Origin of the sequence: Neobacillus cucumis (assembly GCF_002860255.1) — a bacterium.
In the GTDB taxonomy this organism is placed as follows: domain Bacteria; phylum Bacillota; class Bacilli; order Bacillales; family Cytobacillaceae; genus Neobacillus; species Neobacillus cucumis_A.
On sequence record NZ_PGVE01000086.1, the window covers coordinates 1 to 15381 of the forward strand.

Consider the following 15381-nt stretch of genomic DNA (forward strand, 5'->3'; position numbering starts at 1 on the left):
CCAACTAGCAATTAACGGCTTTGCTGGGCACGCCTTCAATAAAAAATGTGGGTTAGGCACTATGGCAACTACACTAGTTTGATCATAGTGGACGTATAACTCTACTGTTTTTACCACAGAGCCAGCATTCTATTGAATGGATAAAGTCGAGTTTAGCTCTTCTATCATAAGATTAGAATAGGTTTGGCAATAATGCATAACAGCATCAATGACTACTTGAGAAGAATATTCCAAGAAGTTCACCATAAATTCCCTATTATTCGGCTGCAGGAAGGTCCCTATAAATTCAACCATCAAGTCGTTAACCAGCTTGGTATGGAAAAAGAACGTTTCTGCATGGAGTACTTGCTCTTCCATCGTCGATCCTTTGTAAACTAATTCCTTAAACCTAGGCATATTTTCAGCTATGAAATTAGAATCTTGGACCTGCTTGGGGACATTTATCATAATTGAATGGAAACTTTCCTGAGAGAAAAACTGTTCTTCTTCAATACACTGTGTTAAAAAAGAGATGGCAGTATTTGTATTTGCATATTGAAAGGTAACATTTCTTAAGAGTGACTCTAAATACGCTTCCTGAGAGCTTGCACTTTCCCTTATTTGTAACAAAACCTTTTTAATCCCTTCTTGCAACTCTACTTTTTCCCAATGAGGCTGCCTAATTAAAGTACTAAAAACACCTGCTGTATTTTTTGATAACAATTCGATTGACAATGTGTTCTTCTCCTCTGCTCGGTTAAATTTAGTATAATAATCCCCACTATTTGTAAAACCCAAAATTAGGCTGATCTTCTAACACTATGCACCTTTTGCTTAGCGGAAGATTTCGGACACCTGATCAAAGACTATGTCAGCCTTACATCCAATTATAACTCAGACATCAAACGACATAAACTTGAATTTTAATTTTCACTGTGTTGAGAATCGTCTGTTTTTATCACATAAAAGCCCATCGACTTTATTGTTCTCAAATTAATAGGTTATATCATGTGTGCTTTAAAAAATTTGGAGATTGTTATGATATAAGTTATAATGAAACTAAATATGAATAAATTAAAAAAGACCGAACATGCTGCTACATGTCCGGTCAGCAATAGACGGTTCCCTCAAAGGGGATCAGCTAAGGAAGAAATAATCCACCAGAGCCTCTGAACTCAAGGGTGGATTATTTTTTTGATCTAAATGACAGAATGGTTACGATTAAGCTCGCAAAACCAATCGCAAACATTAATGATTCAAAAACGGTCATTCAGCATCACCCCCTTTCTGTTTGGGAGTGTGCCGACCACACTTGAGAAATCCTATTCTATTGCCATTCAAGTATACCATTTATAAACAAAAATAGGAACATATGTTTCTTTTTTGGTCACGGTGCTTCCTCGTTTATTTGTGTTTACATAATATTATTATATAATATAAGCGATGAAAAACCCCCTTAAGAGATTTTTTATTTTTAGCACCTTTTAAATAGATTTAGAAATCCATCAGAACCGCCCCCTAACTGAATATTTGCCATCTTATGATTCAATTGAAATCAAGTTGACTGAGTCATCTATGACTGTCCACCATGGGGATCCATTGGAATGTTCGGACGTTTGATTCAATAAAAATCGGGTAATGGTTGTTTGAACTCTACCATCATTCAAGAAAAGGGCGTGAAAGGAAAAATCAATCCATTTCTTCTTGATACCAAGTGTCAAAATGTCATTTTTATAAATAGAAGCACTTTCAAACGGAACAGTCCCATCGCCATCACCTTCGGAATCTAGTGAATCAAAGTTAAAAAAATTCTTCACCCTTCCATCAGGGCTTTTCGGTTGAACAATGACTCTATTCTTAGTTCTTTCTCCCATTCCCATTAGAATAAGAAACCTTTTCCTCACCTCAAGTGGAAGCTCCTTTAAATCCATCATGGCTGGATTTTGAAGGTCCCAAAAGGCTTTCATGTGACTGATTCGATTGAAGAACATCCCCCAGTCATCATCGCCGATGTTCGATTGCCAATGATCAGGGTTAAAAATATCAAAATTAGCCCCATCTTCAAATATAACCGCTTTTTGATAGGTAGGACACATCTCAAAAACAGAAGGGAACGTACGGGCAATTTTCCGGAACTCATCACTCGAATTAAACATGGGAAAGCGAATACCACCCTCGCCCATCGTTAAAGAAATAAGCGCATGGATAGACCCTTTAAAAGGAGGTACAGCAAATATGACATGTTCAATGGAATCATAATTTCCTTGTAGTGTCTTTAAATAGCTACTTAGCACCATTCCTCCCATACTATGGGCAATAAAGTTAAACTTTTTTACAGAAAGTTTTTCCTTAAGATATTCAACAAAATTAGCTAAACGTTTGGCTGTATCAAGTGAAGATTGCCTCCAATCATACCCAAAAATATAAACTGGCTGCTTGGTTTTTCGTTCAAGTACGTGAACGATTTCCCGATAGGCAACATCCTCAACATCCCCTCGTTCGATGATTGACTTAGGATTGACCTCAAAACGGCTGTCCTGCTTTAAAAGGAGGTCATAGATCGTTTCATACCTACTTTGGATCGTTGACCAAATGGTATCGAAATCCAGTGTGTTTGTATTGAGAAGCTTGGTACCTTGAATACCTGGTATTAAAATTGTAGGTATCGACATAGATAAAATTCCTCCATTTTTTCAAAAATGAACAAACTGATCCTTAACGTTCATTTACACTTTGGGTCTTATTTCTTAAACATTTTTGTTATATACTGGCCCATAATAATATTTAACGGCGATATGAACACTTCCATCATCAAATATTTGGACTTCTTGATAACTGCCCATGTACTTTATGGTATCGGTGATTTTACTCTTTAAATTCACAATGTATGTATTATATATCCATCATTCCATTTAAAAAAAAGCAGAAATGTGCCTACTTGGAATTTGTTAAAATGATATCAAATTTTGTTAATATCCCTTGGAATTTTGTTAATATCCTTGAATTTTTGTTAATATCGTTCCGAAATTTGTTAATAAAGCGTTAAAGCAGTAAAGTGAACAGGTTAAGATAGATATTTCTCTTCTTCAACTATGCCTCGATTAAATAGAGTCAATTAATTTTCATCCTTACAAGCTCATTTCAATCTATTATAAAACTAAAATAATGACCAAATGGAGAGGAAAATGCATAATACAGAGCAAGCATAGAAGAGGAAAGCCGTTTTAAAATTCCTCCTAAATTTAATAGCGTAAGCACAAAAGAAGATAGCGGCTGCTAACTTGGAACCACTTCGTAAATAAGTATGATTTGAAAAAAACGAACTGCTTAAAATAATGGAAGCAAGGAAAGTGATAGAAATTAGTATTTTGAACCACATAGGCTCATTCAGAAACACTTTAATCATAAATTTTATCCGTTGCATGCGGTACAACTCCCTTCAATCTTACTAAGTGCGACACAAGTAAAAGAGCTATACCAATAATCTGTAATCCATCTACACACTTCCCTAAACATAATTATTTTTTTTACCCTATACAAAGGAATAAGTTTCCTCTCTTCCACTAACCCTCCCATTTCGTTGAACAAGACAATAAGATAACTTTTATAGTAAAATATACTAACTACAAAAGGAGCCTCATTTTTATGAATATTTTAATTTTCGGTGCAACGGGACGAGTTGGAAGTCAACTAGTGACATATGCCCTTCATGACAGACATCATGTTACCGTATTAGTTCGAGATCCAGAGAAGTTACAAATAAATGATGAAAATTTAACCATTATTCAAGGGAATGTTTTAATAAAAGATGATATCGTCCGTGCCATGCATGGGATGGATGTGGTTATTAGTGCATTAAATACGGATGGCACAACCACTCTATCAGATAGTATGCCCCTTATCATCGAAGCAATGGAAAACGAAGGGATAAAACGAATCCTCACGATCGGAACGGCGGGTATTCTGCAAAGTAGAACGATGCCAAATTCTCTGCGATATCAATCAAATGAATCTAGGCAGAAGTCAACCCGTGCAGCGAAAGAACATCATAAAGTTTACGATATGCTCAAACAATCAACCCTCGAATGGACGATTGTCTGTCCTACGTACTTACCAGATGGAGAAAGGGTTGGCAAATATCGAATCGACCGAAATTTTTTGCCGAAGGGTGGAGCTGAAATATCGGTACCGGATACAGCAGAATTTACATACAAACAAATAAAAGCAAGCGATTATGAAAAAACACGTGTAGGGATCTCCTATTAATATGATTCTTACACACTTTCCTATTGGTTGAACCCGTTTGTTGCAAAAGATCATGAGATGCGGTAACAATCTCCACCCTTAAAGTTTAGCTTCCTTTCAGAATATCTATATATGCAGTAGAGTCTAAAAATCACAAGGAATGATAAGTAAAAGAGAGGTTGTAAAATTAACTTCTCTTTTACTTATTAAACTACCATTTTCGTTTAATAAAAAAAGCTGCCTCAGCAACCCTCGAATTAATTGATTTAGTACTATTTATATTAGTTATTTTGTTCCACATTTATCACTACATTTCCCCTTTTGTGTCCTTTCTCGACATATCTGTGAGCTTCGACAATCTCATCAAACGAATAAGATCTGTCAATGACCACTTTTAACTTCCCCATCTCTATAAGTTCTTTAAGGAAGTTTAAGGCTTCTGAAGTTTCAGGAGGATTTCGACTCAATAATAGTTTCTTGCTACTCGTCCATTTAGTCCATAGCATTTGAACAGTTGGAAGCGGTTCAGTAACATTTATATAAGTACCGTTGTTCTTTAACAATTTCATACAGGCTGAAAAAGAACTCTTGTTTACCGCTTCAAAGATGATATCGTATGTTTCGTCTGTACTAAAAAAATCCTCTGTTGTATAATCAATAACTTTGTCAGCTCCAAGAGATTTTACTAATTCCACATTCTTGGTACTGCAAACTCCTGTAACGTTTGCTCCGAGATATTTGGCAATCTGAACGGCATAACTTCCTACACTTCCTGATGCACCATAAACTAAAACCGATTGACCGCTCTTTAGACCTGCTTTCTTAAGAAAATATAATGCTGTACGAGCACCAATAGGAACGGCAGCAGCTTCTCCATAGGTTAGATTGGAAGGCTTAATGGCTACAGGTCCATCTTCGTCCAAACACTTATATTCGGCATAAGCACCAAATCCAACCAAGGATGCCGCAAAAACTTGGTCACCTTGCTTGAACTTTTTTACCTTTTCTCCAACTGATACCACTTCACCAGCTAGTTCCATTCCTAATATCTCTTTTTTGGGTTGTCTAAAACCTAGTGTTATACGTGCAGGCAGCCAAAAAGCAGGTGGAACTGTAAAACTCCGTGACCTTATATCTGCTACTGTTACCGTTGTGGCTTTTACTTTAACTAAGATTTCATTATCTTTCGGAATTGGTTTTTCAATTTGTGTTACTTCAAGAACATCAGGGGGACCGTACCTTGTGTACACAATGGCTTTCATATATCCACCTCAAATTCGTTTTAATCCTTACTATAAATACGAATTTTAAGAATAAATTAGACCCAGTTCATTTCTTTTGTTCCAACTCATCTATTCGTTTTTCTAATTCTTCTAATTTTTCTTGGTGGTTCTCAATTATTTTATTCTGTTCCTGGATGACCTCGAACAAATACCGTAGGAACTATTGGCACTAGATTTATGTAGATATGGAAATACGAAGAATTGTTTAATGAATTCTATGAAAAAATAACACCCTTAACGGATAGAGTACTAGTTATTTTATAGATCCATTATAATATTCGCATACTCAGTATTAATTAACTTTCACGATTCCCTTATTCTTCTCTCTTCTCTCCTGTAGAATCCCATCAAGATACAAGGTGAATTCGGATTCACCTGAGTAAGAAAGACAAAGATACTCCTTCGCCCTAGTCATCCCAATATATAAAAGGGACACTTCTCTTTCTCTATTTTCTTCTAAAGGAAATGGCATCGAGCCAACGTTGACGATAAATACTGCCTGGAAATCAAGGCCTTTGCTGCTGTCAATCGTGCTGATCTTAACCTTACCGTCTTCTTTCTCAAAGGATCGCTTCGAAACGTCATTTTCAGTTATCCAATAAAACGGCAACCCTTCATCCGTTAAAGCTCGTTTGATGATATCAATAATCGGATATTGATGCGTCCGTTTCACCCGGTACAGGATTAACATTTCGTCAAGTGGGACTTTTCTCTCAAAATGCAGCTTTTTAATTTGCCTCGCAACTAGTCTCATTTCTTCAAAGAAATTAGCAGCCTTTACAATCCCTGGCTCCGGTCCTTTTCGTTTGGTACTTTGCGGGGCAATGATTTCCCCTTCGAGATCACGATTGACCACTTTATTCTTGAACATAGAATGCTTACGGTAAAAATCCCAAGCAAACTTCACAATTTGCTGGGTGTTTCGGTAATTGATGGATAATACCTTTGATCGGCCCTGGAAGCTTAAACCGGTATCCTGAAGGTAGGAACGTTTACGATTATAAATCGTCTGGGCCCGATCTTCTACTAATAACAGTGATTGCGTATCTACATTGATGAGTAAGCTGACGATTTTCAGCCAGTCCGCTTCAAAATCTTGTCCCTCATCAATCAAAACCGCATCATAGGTCGGAAGAATGGCCTCTTTTCTTTCGATTTTTTTAATGAATGCAGGCAGCTGCTGCTCCCTGATCTTTAAATCATTCTTCAACCAAGAATGAAAATTGCGGACGATAATATTTTGATTTTGAACCTTCTTGGCGGTAGGATCAAAATCAAATAAATCCTCCGGTTCATTTAACATATGATGAATCATTTGCTGGATGGCATTTGCCAGTGAAATGTTATAGCACAAGATCAGAATTTTCCAGTCGGGATTCTGTTTCGACAACATCTTGGCGCGACTTGCCAAAATAATCGTTTTCCCGCTTCCTGCCACTCCGCGAATCAACCGATTCTTATCTCCGATTTGCTTAGCCAAATTCTCCTGGTGAAGATCCATGGTTTTAATATCATGAAGCGATAATAATAGTTGATCTTGATACGGGACCGGCGCTTTAAATTCAGCACTAATCCGAACCTCAGGGAATAAATGATAGCGAATCGCATTGATGTCCTCAAGCGTGAGTGGTTCCTTCAGACGGAATGGGACAACAAACATATTCAAAATCTTTTCCATGAGGACCTCTTCGGAAAATTCCTCTTTATCCGGATCGATTTCATCCCTTGTGAAACAAAGGTGCGGTTCAATCACACTATAAAGTCCCTCTTTAATAAAATCTTTTGAATACATTCGTGTAAAAACAACACCATGCCCGTAGGGGAATTTTAACTGAAATTTATATTTACCATCCAATTGAACGAGGTTTTTATCTTTTTTCAACACATCGACCACATGGAACATATTATCCCTTGCCTGCTTCATCGGGCTTTTGATCACAGCTTGATCACCGAAAGTCGCGACAATATGCCATTCATCATGGTTAATTTGGAAAAGGGTATTTTTCGTATAATCTTTTACTTCTAATACAACGATCCCAAGGTCAGGACCAATAATGACAAAATCCGGTCTCTTTCCTTGAATTTCAGGCTCAAAGTAAACGATGTAATCATCTGGAAGGAAGGTTTTAAGAGTTCGAAAAAATAACCTTTCCCCTGCCGTGGCAGTTGATCGAATGGTTTCAGGTATCGTAATGGCCATAAATAAACGCTCCAAAATTTGCAATTTTCTCCATTATACAACAAATAGGAAAATAGGCATAAAAAAATAACAATATTTTGACATCATTTCCACAAAAAACTGACAAAAGTATTGTTTTTTTTCATGTTTGTTTGAATAATAGAATGGTAGGAATATTTTACAGACATAGTTAATAAATGAAAAAAGTGATGAAAGTGATGTGTCAAGATTGTTAAAGGGTATTTTTGATAAATTATTTAATACTACTCAAAAACCTTCAGAGACTGAGATCAAGTCCATCAGTCAAGAGGAAATAGAAGCAATAGTAGAAGCAAGGTTGCGCGAGCATGCCGCAACGATAGAACAATCTGTTGAGGAAAAGGTAAACTCTGCAGTCCATTTAAAAAATCAAGATGACTATTCACTGTCTCCAAAGCAAATCGATTTTGCCCTTGAATTAATAAAGAGAACGAAGGAATTTGAACTAGGTACCAATACAGCAAATCTCACTGTGAAGGATTTAAATAAATTAATAGCTTACAACAAGTTTAAAAATAAAGGTATCCTCATTAATTTAGTGAAAAAAGGTGTTCTGAAGAAAAAATAAGCAGCTAAAAAAATTGGGCTAATTTGTAAGGAAAAAAACTAGAACCGTAACGAATGAAAAATCTGAAGGATACGGTATTTTTTCAGCCGTCCGATTACAATGACAGACAATATGAACAGGTTTTATTTAATGAAATAGGAAAAAACTTTCTCTTGAGAAACCTGCAAAAAATATTGAGCTATGAGTAGGCCAAAACATATAAAAAAGTAGAGCAGCTTAAATATAAACTGCTCTTTTTGTCAGCAACATGTCCGGTCAAGGAATATCAGATGATTCTCAGCAGGCTATTTGAGAGGAAAAATTGGCAAAGCCCCCAATTTATCCCGCGTTTTTACTAATGATTTGGGCTCTTCTTAAAACCTTAAATATAAATTATTAAACTAGCTTTTTTGAAAAAATTTTAAATTAATTTGAAGATTTAACTTGTTTAAATACCCATTCAATCATCTCTTTATTCTCATAAGCAGGCACCCATGATCCATGGTTATATTTCATCTCTGCAGGATATTCCGTATAGATAGGGTTTCCTCCAGCATTTTTAATCGCCTCTATTGCATTTCGTGAAAAGGAAACAGGAATGACTTGGTCATCCTCGGCATGAAAGGCCCAGATCGGTTTTTTAGCTAGTACATATACCTTATCTGGATCAGCCCCGCCTGCCATTGGAACCATTGCAGCAAATAGATTCGGGTAAGCGATATTTAAATTAAATGTACCAAATCCACCTTGGGATAAGCCTGTGGAATATAAACGATTAGAATCAATATGATAGGTCTCTCTCACATGTTGGAGTATTTCGTATGCCTTTTGTAAATCAGTAGAAAACTCAAAAACTCGGCTTAAATTAACGATGTTATTAGAATCTCGTGTGACCGTAAATCCCCCATCCGGTACATTTCGTGCTTGAGGGGCTAAAACAAAAGAAGGATGTTTTGCTTGATTTTCCGGTGCTGCCCAGATCACTGCTCCATCATTAGCTGTTAACTGCTTAATATTATCATTACCCCGTTCTCCACCACCATGTAAAAATAAAACAAGAGGATAAACCTTGTGTGGATCGTAGTCTTCAGGTACATAGAGTCGATAAGGCATAGAGTCATAGGTGAAGCTTAAAAATTTCGAAGCAATGGATTCTCTAGTTTCGAAAGTGTAAGTGAAAGTAGCGATTTCACTAGTAACATTCCCCTTACTAACTGTTAAAGCACTGCTACTGGTATTCCCTCTTATGGCAATGGCTTTAATAGTTGTATCTTCATGTATTTGAATGGGGTTAGAGTATAAGATACTACTCTTTGTAGGTGTGCTTCCATCAAGTGTATAGTAAATAGTTACACCTGGTGTAGAAGAACTTAGGATGACGGTTTGCTCCTTGTAATAAGCCCCTTCTGGTAATGAGGAAATCGGGGCAGCGACTTTTCCTTTATTTTCATCATTTTTAGCAAAGGCTGTTAATGTGAATGCAGGTAAAATAAGAAAGGTTAGTACCATGATATTTGTAAATTTTTTCAACATATGACTTTGTTTCCTCCCTTGTTCGCTATTTATATCTACCAATCTATCTCCATCTCCAACAATGCATAGCTTAAGCTTTTCCCATGAGTATCAGTGCTTAATGAAGTCGTCACCCCTCCAAGAAGGGCTTGCTGACATACAAATTGGAGCGCTGCAATATTTGGAACCTCATATCGAATAACAGTCCCTTCTACTACATCTTTTAAATGGTCTTTTACTTTTTCGGAACTTAATCTCTCACACAATAAAGGGTAATCCTCTTCATTATAGGGAATAATCGATACGATTAGCGTATTTCCTTTATCCCCAGCACGACTATGAGCTAATTCATATAATTTTTTCTTCACTTTTTATACTCTCCCTCATAACCATTAACGGTTTGACTTTCTCTCTTGGCAATAAGGTTGACACAATACCAATGTTTTCATTCGTATACTTTCGGGCTCCACCGCCGCCTGCCGGCCCATTTGTATAGAGTGCCTCTACTTCGTCACCAATTCTCAACGCCTTCTCCTTGGTCAAGGCTCTACCCGCAACTCGCAAACGAATCTCATAGGGGGCCTCCTTCTGACCAAAATAGGTTCGGTGAACCGAAGAACTGCCGATATAATCGATTCGAAGTTCGGTAAAATCATTCTTCAGTCGTTCGTGGATGATTTCTCCTGCAAGTTTTGCCCTTCCTAAGGCATTTGACCCCGCATAAGAAATTTCTCCCTCCCCTATAAAGCCGGCATGGTAGCCTACACTTACCTTCAGTTTCTCAGGTTTCTTTTTTCCGGTACATCCGAAAACAGCAATTTGATTCGGTCTCATTTCTTTTAAATGAACGGTTGTGAAATCAGCCACTACATCTGGAGTAATGTATTCATTTGGATTTGTTACTTCGTACAAAAGCTGTTCCTTCGCTGTAGCTAAAGAAATAATCCCTCCAGTTCCCTCTATTTTACTTATAATAGCGCTTCCATCTGGTGACACATCTGCATAGGGAAAGCCTAGGTTAGCCAAATCCGGGACTTCCTTTTTCCCAGGGTCTGCAAAATATCCACCGCAAATCTGACCACCGCACTCCAACAAATGACCTACAGCAGTTCCTTGCGCGATCCGATTCGTATCTTCTAAAGACCAGCCAAAATGATAAATCATCGGAGCAACAAAAAGTGACGGATCTGCGACTCGTCCAGTGATAATAATATCTGCTTCAGATGCCAGCGCAGGTAAAAGAGCCTCTACACCCAAGTAGGCATTTGCCGAGATATACGGCTGATAGTTGGAAAGATTGGTATTGGTCTCCAATGTCTTATCATGACATTCGATGTGAGTCAGGACGTCATCACCTGTAACCGCTGCCACTTTTAAGGAGATTCCTAGACTTTTAGCCATCATGACGACCATTTCTGCAGCACCAATAGGATTAGCCGCACCCATATTGGTAATAATTCGAACCTTGTTTTTACGGATAATCGGTAAGAGAAGTTCCATTCTCTTTTCTAATAATGGGTCATATCCCAAACTTGGATTTGAGAGTTTTCTTTTTTGGGCCAATGCAATGGTTCGTTCAGCGAGACATTCCAATACAAGATAATCTAACTGTCCTTTTTCCGCTAATACGACGGCGGGTTCTAGTCGATCTCCTGAAAATCCTGCTCCTGATCCAATTCTAATCATTTCTTATCACCTCAAATAGATATAGCTCCTGTTGCTAATGCAATAATGGTCATGACAATGGTTGTTGCGAAAGCCCATTTAAAAATAAAACGCTGATGTTCGCCTAAATCTACCCCTGATAATCCAACCAGTATAAACGTGGAAGCCGTCAGAGGACTTAAAGGAAAGCCTGTAGTCATTTGACCGAGAATCGCTGCACGCCCTACCTCAATGGAGTCCATTCCAAAACGTACAGCTGTTTCACTTATAATAGGAAGCACACCAAAATAATAAGCGTCTGGAGTAAACACTAGACTAAGAGGCATACTTGTAATAGCAACAAGAACAGGTAAAAGCTCTGCATGCTGTGCAGGAATAATGGAAACGAAAGAGGAAGCCATGGCGTCAATCATCTTCGTTCCTGTAAGAATGCCTGTAAAAATACCGGCTGCAAAAATCATGGTGGATACCATGACAACATTACCTGCATGATTAGTTAGCCGCTCTTGTTGATCACGTAGTTTCGGATAATTCACAAGCAAAGCAATCACAAAAGCAACAATAAATAACACAGGCATTGGCAGCCATGCCATGACAAGTGCAATAAGCAATAATAGGGTTAATAACGCATTGAACCAAAACATTTGTGGTCTTTTTCCTTCAATAGCAGCTGCTTGTTCCGACATAACATCACCATATAGATTCTTTACATCCATAATTCCAAGTCGTGCCCTCTCCTTTTTTCCAAGCCAAAATGCTGAGAATAATACCCATATGATTCCTCCTAGCATGGCTGGGAGAACGGGGTTAAACAATTCAACTGAGTCAGCATGAAGGACTGTCATCGCCCTTGCAGTTGGGCCTCCCCACGGTGCGATATTCATGACACCAGCTCCTAAAGCAACAACACCAGACAGGATAAGCGGATTCATCCCCAGTCTTTTATAAAGAGGGAGGAATGCTGAGATGGTAATCATAAAGGTAGATGCCCCTTCACCATCCAACGCAACAAGCATGGTTACGATGGCTGTACCGATCACAACTTTTAGAGGATCTCCTTTCACCATGCGAATCATCCGAGAAATGATGGGATCAAATAAACCAGCATCCATCATGAGACCAAAATACAAAACCGCAAAACCGACCATAATTCCCGTTGGGGCAACCTTTTGAAGCCCATCAAGCATCATGGGTCCTAACTTCGTTCCTGCTCCGCTTATAAGTCCAAAAACAATCGGCACCAGAACGAGCGAAATAATAACGGAAAGACGTTTTGTCATAATGAAAAAGAGAAATACCCCAATGGTTAAATAGCCTAAAAGTGCTAACATTCAATCCCCCCTTTGATATAAACCACTATGAAAGCTTAAACACCGATCCCCCTTTTCAAAATTTGTTAAGCTATCCATATTACTTGCAAGTACTGTGCCAAAATGATTTTATTTTACTATTTTAAACTTGAAATAAGTGATGATAGGATAAAATGGCTTGATTTATTTAGATTTTCAGAAATAAAAAAAGAAAGCGCGTTCAAAATAGGCGCTCACTCTAATTTTCCATTTCTTCATTGTATTTCTAAATAGTTAGAACAAAACTTTGTTTTTTCCTCCTTGACTCCTACTATCATGGGAGGTTGCCCCATTTCTAATGATTTAGAAATTACATTGTCCTCATTCTAATAGTTTAGAAATGGAGTTTGTGGCGTTTAAGTTTATTATATAAAGTAGCTAGTGAGATCCCTAACACTTTGGCAGCTTTTTTCTTTTCATCAATGTCATGACCAAATCTTTTTATGGTATCTTGAATAAAGTTTCTTTCAGCTGCCTCCATTGCTTCTTGTAAAGTTTGGTTTAACGGAGATTCACCAGATTCAATTAATGGGACACTCTTTTTCGTAATAATCTCGGAAAGATGATCGGTCTTTATGACTGTTCCCTCCGCCATACAGGTAGCATAGTCCATTACATTCTTTAATTCACGGACATTCCCAGGCCATTCATACATCTGTAATAAATTCATTGTTTGTTTTTCAATTGTATAGCTGAGAGAGAACTTGTTCTGTAACAAATTCATTTCCGTTGATTGAAGCAGAAATTGGACAATGTCTGGAATATCTTCTTTTCGATCACGAAGGGGAGGGATATGAAGGCTTATCACATTCAATCTGTAAAATAAGTCCTCACGAAAACGGTTCTTGTTGACAAGCTGCTCTAAATCACGGTGTGTGGCAGCAATGATCCTTACATCAATCTCCCGTTCACTCGTTTCACCTATTCTTCGAATTTTCTTTTCTTGTAAAACCCTTAATAGTTTAGCCTGAAGGTCATAGGACATGTCTCCAATTTCATCAAGGAAGATGGTTCCGTTGTTTGCCATTTCAAAAAGTCCGATTTTACCACCCTTTTTAGCATTGGTAAAAGCACCTTCTCCGTAACCAAATAGTTCACTTTCTAAAAGAGAAGATGGAATGGCGGCACAATTGACGGGGATAAAAGCTCGGTTAAATCTGTTACTTTTATTATGGATCGCCTGCGCAAACAGTTCCTTTCCAGTACCACTCTCCCCTGTCACGAGAATAGGCAACTCTGATTCAGACACCTTTTCTGCAACATAGACGACTTCTCTTAATCCTCCATTTTTGCCGATTATGTCTTCAAATGTGTATTTTGCTTGATAAAGAGAATTCATTCTTTTTTCAAGCTGCTCTAATTTTTCCCCTTTTTTCTTTAATTCTTGAGATAGTTTATGTACTTCTGTCAAGCTTTTACAAACAGATACAGCCCCTATGATTCGATTGTTTACGATGATAGGAGCCATATCAACCATATATTCCCTGTCCTCTGTTTTTCGGTAAACTCCTACTTTACATTTTCGGTCTATTAAGGTTTCAGTTAATTGAGCACCAGGACGATACTCCTTTAACGGCTTTCCAATAATATCCGGAGTTACTCCTGTTATTTGTGTATACTCCGGGTTAATAAGTCTAACGATCCCTTCATGATCGATGACCAACACACCATCATTAATGGAATAAACGATCGCTTTCCACCATTCAATTTGCGATTCTAAAGAAAAATCAGTTGTATTATTTTGTTGAAGCACTTTACCTACCCTCTTTTCCAATATTCTGAATTATCTACCTTCACGGAATATTTTATCACTATTTGGTATTTCTTTGTTACTTTTTGAAAGACTCAGTTAAACTCCCTTCTTTCAATCTTCTGGAAAGCTGTCGGAGGTGGACCATCTTCGAGTCGCTGGTGAATCAATTTAGCACACTCATCGGAAGTGAGGACTGATGTATCGACCTCCAAGTCATAGATACCAGGTACGTGGACTAGCTGCTGCCATAAACTGACGGGCTTTGGTACATTTCCTTCAGCGGTGTATCCAACATACCCAGTTTTAAGCCTTCGTTCCATGATAATTTCGATTGGACAACGGACGCCAACAAACAAAACAGGAAGTCCATTTAGTATTCGGGCACAATTTGAAAGAATTTCCAATGAGACGGAATACCCTTCATGGTGACCAACATCTACTACGACATTTAGCCCTAATCGGCTATATATAGCAATCGTCTCATACATTGCACGGTACATAATCGTAACGAGAGGTTCGAGGTCAGGGCGTTCACCGCCAGGCCGCAAACCGATCCCAGGCTGATATTTTTCGGGGGTCATCGTCATGAATCGATCGACCCCTACGTTCATCCACACACCTTCGAACGTATTCTGAATGACAGCTACAATGCTCGATTTCCCAGATCTTGGAGTTCCGTTAAGAATAATAATCTTTCCAGGTTTATCAATTTTTAACATCGAGTTCTCTCCTTGAAATTTCAATATTCCCTTCTTGAGGAAATATCCTTTGATGAACTAAAGCAATTTGTTGCTAATGTATAAATTAGCTAAAAATTTACTAAATTTTCT

14 protein-coding genes are annotated in these 15381 nt (G+C 37.9%); 3 read left to right on the top strand and 11 right to left on the bottom strand.

What is annotated here, in order from left to right; all coding sequences use genetic code 11:
- Positions 1 to 129 precede the first annotated feature (129 nt).
- Positions 130 to 714 (bottom strand): hypothetical protein, encoded by a 585-nt coding sequence (locus tag CVD27_RS22505; protein ID WP_101650624.1) that lies wholly within the window; start codon positions 712 to 714, stop codon positions 130 to 132.
- Positions 715 to 1182: 468 nt separating this feature from the next.
- Between CVD27_RS22505 and CVD27_RS28890 the strand changes: the two genes are divergently transcribed.
- The gene (locus tag CVD27_RS28890) at positions 1183 to 1335 is read left to right on the top strand and encodes a hypothetical protein (RefSeq protein WP_180960403.1); all 153 of its coding nucleotides are present in this window, start codon (positions 1183 to 1185) and stop codon (positions 1333 to 1335) included.
- A 182-nt stretch (positions 1336 to 1517) separates the two neighbouring features.
- On the opposite strand, the gene CVD27_RS22510 is transcribed toward CVD27_RS28890, so the two are convergent.
- Positions 1518 to 2651: a lipase/acyltransferase domain-containing protein gene (locus tag CVD27_RS22510; protein ID WP_101650625.1), complete on the bottom strand. Its 1134-nt coding sequence runs from the start codon at positions 2649 to 2651 to the stop codon at positions 1518 to 1520.
- 75 nt (positions 2652 to 2726) lie between these two features.
- Positions 2727 to 2861, bottom strand: a complete 135-nt coding sequence (locus CVD27_RS28895; protein ID WP_257984460.1) for a hypothetical protein — start codon at positions 2859 to 2861, stop codon at positions 2727 to 2729.
- Positions 2862 to 3624: 763 nt separating this feature from the next.
- Here CVD27_RS28895 and CVD27_RS22515 point away from each other — a divergent pair.
- Positions 3625 to 4245 carry an NAD(P)-dependent oxidoreductase gene (locus CVD27_RS22515; RefSeq protein ID WP_101650626.1) on the top strand — a complete coding sequence of 207 codons (621 nt, stop codon included), beginning with the start codon at positions 3625 to 3627 and terminating at the stop codon, positions 4243 to 4245.
- A gap of 260 nt (positions 4246 to 4505) precedes the next feature.
- Here CVD27_RS22515 and CVD27_RS22520 read toward each other — a convergent pair whose 3' ends face one another.
- Together CVD27_RS22520 and CVD27_RS22525 are read right to left on the bottom strand one after the other, a co-directional pair.
- Positions 4506 to 5486, bottom strand: coding sequence for an NAD(P)-dependent alcohol dehydrogenase (locus CVD27_RS22520; RefSeq protein ID WP_101650628.1), 981 nt, complete (start codon positions 5484 to 5486; stop codon positions 4506 to 4508).
- Between the two features lie 313 nt (positions 5487 to 5799).
- On the bottom strand, positions 5800 to 7707 hold the full coding sequence (locus CVD27_RS22525; protein ID WP_101650629.1) for a 3'-5' exonuclease: 1908 nt from the start codon (positions 7705 to 7707) through the stop codon (positions 5800 to 5802).
- Between the two features lie 199 nt (positions 7708 to 7906).
- Between CVD27_RS22525 and CVD27_RS22530 the strand changes: the two genes are divergently transcribed.
- The gene (locus tag CVD27_RS22530; RefSeq protein ID WP_257984461.1) at positions 7907 to 8293 is read left to right on the top strand and encodes an ABC transporter ATP-binding protein; all 387 of its coding nucleotides are present in this window, start codon (positions 7907 to 7909) and stop codon (positions 8291 to 8293) included.
- 405 nt (positions 8294 to 8698) lie between these two features.
- Here the strand turns inward: CVD27_RS22530 and CVD27_RS22535 are convergent, their stop codons facing one another.
- From CVD27_RS22535 to CVD27_RS22560, 6 genes are all read right to left on the bottom strand, one after another.
- Complete coding sequence (locus tag CVD27_RS22535; protein WP_101650630.1) at positions 8699 to 9805, bottom strand: chitobiase/beta-hexosaminidase C-terminal domain-containing protein; 1107 nt, start codon at positions 9803 to 9805, stop codon at positions 8699 to 8701.
- Positions 9806 to 9840: 35 nt separating this feature from the next.
- Positions 9841 to 10152 (bottom strand): AtuA-related protein, encoded by a 312-nt coding sequence (locus CVD27_RS22540; RefSeq protein WP_101650631.1) that lies wholly within the window; start codon positions 10150 to 10152, stop codon positions 9841 to 9843.
- Complete coding sequence (locus tag CVD27_RS22545; protein WP_101650632.1) at positions 10133 to 11470, bottom strand: acyclic terpene utilization AtuA family protein; 1338 nt, start codon at positions 11468 to 11470, stop codon at positions 10133 to 10135. The genes CVD27_RS22540 and CVD27_RS22545 overlap by 20 nt, the downstream gene beginning before the upstream one ends.
- A gap of 11 nt (positions 11471 to 11481) precedes the next feature.
- A complete protein-coding gene (locus CVD27_RS22550) occupies positions 11482 to 12780 on the bottom strand; it encodes a CitMHS family transporter (protein ID WP_101650633.1) in 1299 nt (432 codons plus the stop codon).
- Positions 12781 to 13132: 352 nt separating this feature from the next.
- A complete protein-coding gene (locus tag CVD27_RS22555) occupies positions 13133 to 14551 on the bottom strand; it encodes a sigma-54 interaction domain-containing protein (protein WP_101650634.1) in 1419 nt (472 codons plus the stop codon).
- A 92-nt stretch (positions 14552 to 14643) separates the two neighbouring features.
- Entirely contained in the window at positions 14644 to 15270 is a 627-nt protein-coding gene (locus CVD27_RS22560; RefSeq protein WP_101650637.1) for a chloramphenicol phosphotransferase CPT family protein, read from the bottom strand.
- Between the last annotated feature and the right edge of the window lie 111 nt (positions 15271 to 15381).